The organism is Pseudomonas tehranensis, assembly GCF_014268615.1.
Classification (GTDB): Bacteria; Pseudomonadota; Gammaproteobacteria; order Pseudomonadales; family Pseudomonadaceae; genus Aquipseudomonas; species Aquipseudomonas tehranensis.
This window is the reverse complement of the sequence record NZ_JABWQV010000280.1, coordinates 1-5,847: the sequence shown is the minus strand read 5'-3', so window position 1 is coordinate 5,847 and position 5,847 is coordinate 1. Positions and strand designations below refer to the sequence as shown.

Here is a 5,847-nt window from a genome sequence, read left to right as displayed (position 1 = left end):
GGCGAGGGGATTTATCCCCGCTGGGCTGCGTAGCAGCCCAAGTCATTGCTGACTGATATTAAACCTTGAACAGTCGGGGCCGCTGCGCGACCCAGCGGGGATAAATCCCCTCGCCACAAGTGCTTCGCCGACAGCTCACAGCCTGAAATGCCCCACCATTCCCTTGAGTTCAACCCCCAACTGCGCCAGCTCAATGCTCGACGCGGCATTGCCCTGCATCGCCAGGGAAGATTGATCGGCACTGGCGCGGATGCTGGTGACACTGCGGTTGATCTCTTCAGCCACCGAGCTCTGTTGCTCGGCCGCCGCCGCGATCTGCTGGTTCATCTGCTGGATCAGTGACACCGCCGCCGCAATGCTCCCCAAGGCGCTTTCGGTTTGCAGTGCATCACTGACTGCCATCTTCACCAGCTCGCCACTGCTCTGGATCTGCTGCACGGAGGTCTGGGCTGCTGAGCGCAAGGCACTCACCAGTCGTTCGATTTCCTCGGTGGACTGTTGCGTGCGCTTGGCCAGGGCCCGCACTTCATCGGCCACCACCGCAAAGCCCCGGCCCTGCTCACCGGCCCTGGCGGCTTCGATGGCCGCATTGAGCGCCAGCAAGTTGGTCTGCTCAGCCACACTCTTGATCACGCTCAACACCGTACCAATGTTCTGGATCTCAGCGCTGAGACTTTCGATACTGCTACTGGCTGAAGTGGCCGAGTCAGCCAATTGTTCAATGCGCACCATGCTCTGACGCACCACCTGCTGACCGCTTTCAACCTTATCGTCAGCGGTCTGGGCCGCTTGGGCCGCCTCTTCGGCATTGCGCGCCACGTCGTGCACGGTGGCGGTCATCTGGTTCATGGCCGTGGCGACCTGCTCGGTCTCCTCCTTCTGGCTGCTGACTTCCAGGTTGGTCTGCTCGGTCACGGCCGACAGCGATTGGGCAGAGTTGGCCAACTGTTCGATACCGGCCTGCAAACCGCTGACGATACTGCTCAGGCCCGCCCCCATCTGTTGCATGGCGAGCATCAGTTGTCCGATCTCATCCTGGCGTGTCACTTGCACCGTTGCGCTCAAGTCGCCCGAGGCAATCTGCTGTGCAACGCGGATGACGCTACGCAACGGCCCGACGATCAACCGGGTAATGACCCAGGCTGCAATCAGTCCCACCAGCAGCGCCAGGGCCGACGAGCCGATGATCAGCAGCGAATTTTTCTTCAGTTCCGCCTGCATGGCCGCGTCTTCGGCGGTATAAGCCTGGTCAACCCGCTCCACGACCTGGGAGGCACGCTCGTGCAGTTGCTGGTAGACGATTTTCTCCTGGGCCAGCAGGCCGGTGTATTCAGCAAGTTTTTCGTTGAAACCAGCGATGTGCCCGGCCACTTCGTTAAGCACGGTCTGGTATCCCGGGTCCTTGACGGTGGTCTTGAGCACCTCGGCCTGCTTCATGGCTTGCTCGGCCTGTTCGATCGTGCCCTGTCCGCCCTCTTCAGAGCCTTTGCGGCTTTGATCCAGGCGCACCCGCGCTTCGTTCATGGCCTGCAACATCAGCCGTGACACTTCGCTGACCTGATTGGCCTGCTCAATGAACTCGCCGCCCTCCTTGCCTTCGGATTCTTTCAGGGTATAAGCGCCATCATCCGCCAGCCCCGCTTGCAGTACATCCAGGTTATTGGCAACGCTGGACACTGACCAACTGGCCATCTCCAGAGCCAGATCCTTGCTCTGACTCAACTCGACGAATTCGTCGAACGCCTTGCGATAAGCCGCCAGGGCTTGCTCCACGTCGTTCATCACCGGCACGTTGGCCGCCGATTGCGCCTTGAGTTCGCTGGCCTGGGCAATCAGTCCGTCCACGCCCAGCCGCAAGGCATCGACCGTTTTGGGGTCGGAGCGCAAGGCGTATTCCTGCTCAAGCAGACGGACCTTGAGCAAGCCGCTATTGAGGGATGACATCTGCTTCAGGCCATCGAAACGATGGCTGATGGTTTGCAGGGACCAGACACCGATGGCCGCCACCACGGCGGTAAGCAGCAGCACCAGGACAAACCCCAGGCCCAGTTTCTTTGCCATACCCAGGTTGGCAAAACGTCTTTGCACGGCCGAAATCATTGCGCCCAGTCCTCTGCCAGTGTGTGTTGATTGCAGATTCGCAACGAGACGCCCTGTAACACAAGATGCTGGCGTCGGAATAATGGCAAAAAGCTACAGCGCCGTCGTTTTCAGGACAATTGAGGTCGATCCAGAGCCGCCGCGCGGAAGAATGCCAGTGCCCTCGCATCACAGGCATGGGTTACGTTGATCCGTAGCCAGTCGCTGACGGCCCCCGACGGGCTGAACGCTGTACGGGAAGAAAGCACCACACCGAACCGCTTGGCCAGACGCTGCAATGCAGCGTAGTCGCACAACGGCGGACGTGCCCAAATGAACAGCCCGCCGGCCGGTCGGCCAAAGACTTCCCAATCCGCATCCTCCAACACCTGCAACACCGCTGCCATGTCGACACTCAAACGTTGCCGCTGACGCTGGACCAATTTGCGATAGGCACCGCTGGCCAGAAGATTGGCCAGCACTGACTCACAGAACCGAGAGCTGCCCATGCTGGTAATATCCTTGACGTCCCTCAGGCGTGTGATGACAGACGAGCCGGCCACTATGAAACCGACTCGCAAGGAACTGCTCAGGGTTTTCGAGAAGCTGCCCACGTACACCACGTCGCTATCCAGCGCTGCCAGGCGGGTGCGGGTTGAACTCTGGAAGTCGGCATAGACGTCGTCTTCGACCACCAAAATGGCGTGTTTTTTCGCCAGTTGCAGCAGTTGCTGAGCCACGGCCGGGGCCAGACTGCTGCCGGTCGGGTTATGACAGGCGCTGTTGACGAACAGGGCGCTGGGCCGGCGGGTCGCCAAGAGGCATTGAAATGCATCGACATCCGGGCCGCGCGGAGTCCTGGGCAGTTCGATCATGTCGATGCCATGCAACCTGAGCAGGTCGAACAGCTTCGAGTACCCCGGACTCTCCACCACGACGCAGCATCCAGGCTCGAGCAGTGTGCGTACAATCAGGTCCAGACCGTGGGTCGCCCCCGTGGTGGTCAGGATCAGGTTTGCATCGGCCTGGATATTGAATTGCTTCAGGCGCCTGGACAGTTGCTCGCGCAGAGCGGGCAGCCCCATCGGCGTACTGTAATTGAACACCCCCGCCATGTCGGTGCGGGTGACCTGACGGATCGCGTAGCCCAAATCATCGCTTTCGCGCCAACTCTCGGGCAGCCCGCCACAGCCCAGTTTCAGTTCCCACTGCGAGTTCCGGGGCACGCTGTCCCGGGTGAGCTGCACGTCTTCCAGCCAGTCGTTGTCGGAGAGCTCGTAGCTGGACGACGGGGGCGGAGCGACGAAAAAACCCGAGCCATGGCGCGCCGCCAACACTCCTTGGGCCACCAGGCGTTCACACGCCTCATTGACACTGGACTGACTGAGCAAATTCTCCCGGGCCAATTGGCGAATGGAGGGCAGTCGGGTTCCCGGTTGCACCCCATCCTGTCGAATCCAGCCGGCCAGCGCGTCGACAATTTGCTGCACGACAGGCACCAGGGCCTGCCGGTCGATTCTCAACTCCATGAGTAACCAAGCTCCTAAGCAACTGTTTTCTCTCTGGAAACAGTTAAGCACAGGCCGTCTCCGGACGATGTACGACAACGTCACCAAAACGGTCGATTCTCACCCTTTGAAACACATTCAGGGGCTGACACGGGTCATTTTTAACCCCCAAAGAAAAAGCCCACAACAAGTGCGGGCCTAGTCCTACAAGCTAAACACTACGCTCTTCAGAAAGCCGTGACGCCGCCGTCCACCGCCAACGAATGACCGGTGGTGAATGCAGCGCCATCGCTGCACAAATACAGCACCGCGCTGGCGATTTCCTCGACCTTGCCGATGCGTCCTACCGGATGCATGGCGTTAGCGAACTCACCTTTTTTCGGATCCGCTTCATAGGCACGACGGAACATGTCGGTGTCGATCACCGCCGGGCAAACCGCGTTCACGCGGATTTTCTTCTTGGCATATTCAATCGCCGCCGATTTGGTCAGGCCGATCACCGCGTGCTTGGACGCTGCATAAATGCTCATCTTCGGCGCCGCCCCCAGACCCGCCACCGAGGCGGTATTGACGATGGCACCTCCCCCCTGGGCCAGCAGCAACGGCAACTGGTATTTCATGCAGAGCCAGACGCCCTTCACATTGACGCCCATGATGGCGTCGAACTCATCGAGGGTGCCGTCAGCCAGCTTGCCCTTTTCGATTTCGATCCCGGCGTTATTGAAGGCGTAATCAAGCCGGCCATAGGCATTGATCACTTCGCTCATCAGGTTCTGCACGTCGCTTTCCAGCGTTACGTCGCAGCGCACGAACAGCGCTTCACCGCCCGCCTCACGAATCGACTGCACCGTGCCCTCGCCGCCCGCCACGTCCAGGTCGGCCGCCACCACTTTCAGGCCCTGCGCCGCGAATGCCTGGGCCGTCGCACGGCCAATGCCCGCAGCTGCGCCCGTGACCACGGCGACCTGTCCGGAAAACGTCATGCTCATTGTCAAATCCTCGAAGAGTGCGGGAGATGGCGCCAGTCTAGTCACAGGTCCGGACGATGCGGCAGCACTATCCAGTTGCCGTTTGGGCATTCATGGGCGCCAGTGATAACGGCCCCGGCGCCATTATCACTGGGCTCGATCGAACTGCATTCGCTGCATCAGCAAACCTTGCGACAAGTGCTTCGAAGGTCTATCAACAAGGCTTCATTCATCTTGAGTGCCAGCCATGACTGCCCAGACCAATCGCCAGTTCCTGCTCGCCAAACGCCCGGTAGGCGCTGCGACCCGCGAGACTTTCACCTATCAGCAAGTACCGGTCGGCGAACCGGCAGCCGGCCAGATTCTGGTGAAGAACGAATATTTGTCCCTGGATCCGGCCATGCGCGGCTGGATGAACGAAGGCAAGTCTTACATCCCGCCGGTAGGCATTGGAGAAGTGATGCGCGCCTTGGGCGTAGGCCAGGTGGTCGCCTCGAACAACCCGGCCTTCGCGGTCGGTGACTACGTCAACGGTGCACTGGGTGTGCAGGATTATTTCCTCGGCGAGCCGCGAGGTTTCTACAAGGTCGATCCGAAACTGGCGCCATTACCGCGCTACTTGTCCGCATTGGGCATGACCGGCATGACCGCCTATTTCGCCCTGCTGGACGTTGGCGCGCCCAAGGCCGGCGAGACGGTAGTGCTCTCAGGGGCCGCCGGTGCGGTGGGCAGCATCGCCGGGCAGATCGCCAAGATCAAAGGTTGCCGCGTGGTGGGCATCGCCGGCGGGGCCGACAAATGCAAATTCCTGATCGATGAACTGGGCTTCGATGGCGCCATCGACTACAAGCATGAAGACGTCCATGCCGGTCTCAAGCGCGAATGCCCCAAAGGCGTGGATGTGTACTTCGATAACGTCGGCGGCGACATCCTCGATGCGGTGCTCAGCCGCTTGAACCTCAAGGCCCGCGTAGTGATCTGCGGTGCCATCAGCCAATACAACAACAAAGAAGCGGTGAAAGGCCCGGCCAACTACCTTTCGCTGCTGGTCAACCGGGCGCGCATGGAAGGCTTCGTGGTCATGGACTACGCCTCTCAGTTCGCCGCCGCCGGGCAGGAAATGGCCGGTTGGATGGCCAAGGGGCAGCTCAAGAGCAAGGAAGACATCGTTGAAGGACTGGAGACATTCCCCGAGACACTGACCAAGTTGTTCAGTGGGGAGAATTTCGGGAAGTTGGTACTTAAGGTCTAGTGACAAAAACACCTGTGGGAGCGGGCTTGCTCGCGAAAGC

4 protein-coding genes and 1 pseudogene are annotated in these 5,847 nt (G+C 60.1%); 1 reads left to right on the top strand and 4 read right to left on the bottom strand.

Annotated elements, in window-relative coordinates; all coding sequences use genetic code 11:
- Positions 1-135: 135 nt before the first annotated feature.
- From HU811_RS27840 to HU811_RS23975, 4 genes and pseudogenes are all read right to left on the bottom strand, one after another.
- Positions 136-999, bottom strand: coding sequence for a methyl-accepting chemotaxis protein (locus HU811_RS27840; RefSeq protein WP_371264151.1), 864 nt, complete (start codon positions 997-999; stop codon positions 136-138).
- Positions 997-1,221 (bottom strand): annotated as a pseudogene (locus HU811_RS27835) (HAMP domain-containing protein); the annotation flags it as partial. The gene HU811_RS27840 and the pseudogene HU811_RS27835, both read right to left, overlap by 3 nt.
- Positions 1,222-2,210: 989 nt before the next feature.
- Positions 2,211-3,608 carry an aminotransferase-like domain-containing protein gene (locus tag HU811_RS23980; protein ID WP_186658440.1) on the bottom strand — a complete coding sequence of 466 codons (1,398 nt, stop codon included), beginning with the start codon at positions 3,606-3,608 and terminating at the stop codon, positions 2,211-2,213.
- 206 nt (positions 3,609-3,814) lie between these two features.
- Positions 3,815-4,576 carry an SDR family oxidoreductase gene (locus HU811_RS23975; RefSeq protein ID WP_186658439.1) on the bottom strand — a complete coding sequence of 254 codons (762 nt, stop codon included), beginning with the start codon at positions 4,574-4,576 and terminating at the stop codon, positions 3,815-3,817.
- 226 nt (positions 4,577-4,802) lie between these two features.
- Between HU811_RS23975 and HU811_RS23970 the strand changes: the two genes are divergently transcribed.
- Positions 4,803-5,807, top strand: coding sequence for an NADP-dependent oxidoreductase (locus tag HU811_RS23970; protein ID WP_186658438.1), 1,005 nt, complete (start codon positions 4,803-4,805; stop codon positions 5,805-5,807).
- Positions 5,808-5,847 lie beyond the last annotated feature (40 nt).

What these genes read in the sequence shown, in the direction of transcription:
- HU811_RS27840 (WP_371264151.1), bottom strand. Translation starts at nt 999, where the DNA reads ATGGGGGCGGGCCTGAGCAGTATCGTCAGCGGTTTGCAGGCCGGTATC.
- HU811_RS23980 (WP_186658440.1), bottom strand. Translation starts at nt 3,608, where the DNA reads ATGGAGTTGAGAATCGACCGGCAGGCCCTGGTGCCTGTCGTGCAGCAA.
- HU811_RS23975 (WP_186658439.1), bottom strand. Translation starts at nt 4,576, where the DNA reads ATGAGCATGACGTTTTCCGGACAGGTCGCCGTGGTCACGGGCGCAGCT.
- HU811_RS23970 (WP_186658438.1), top strand. Translation starts at nt 4,803, where the DNA reads ATGACTGCCCAGACCAATCGCCAGTTCCTGCTCGCCAAACGCCCGGTA.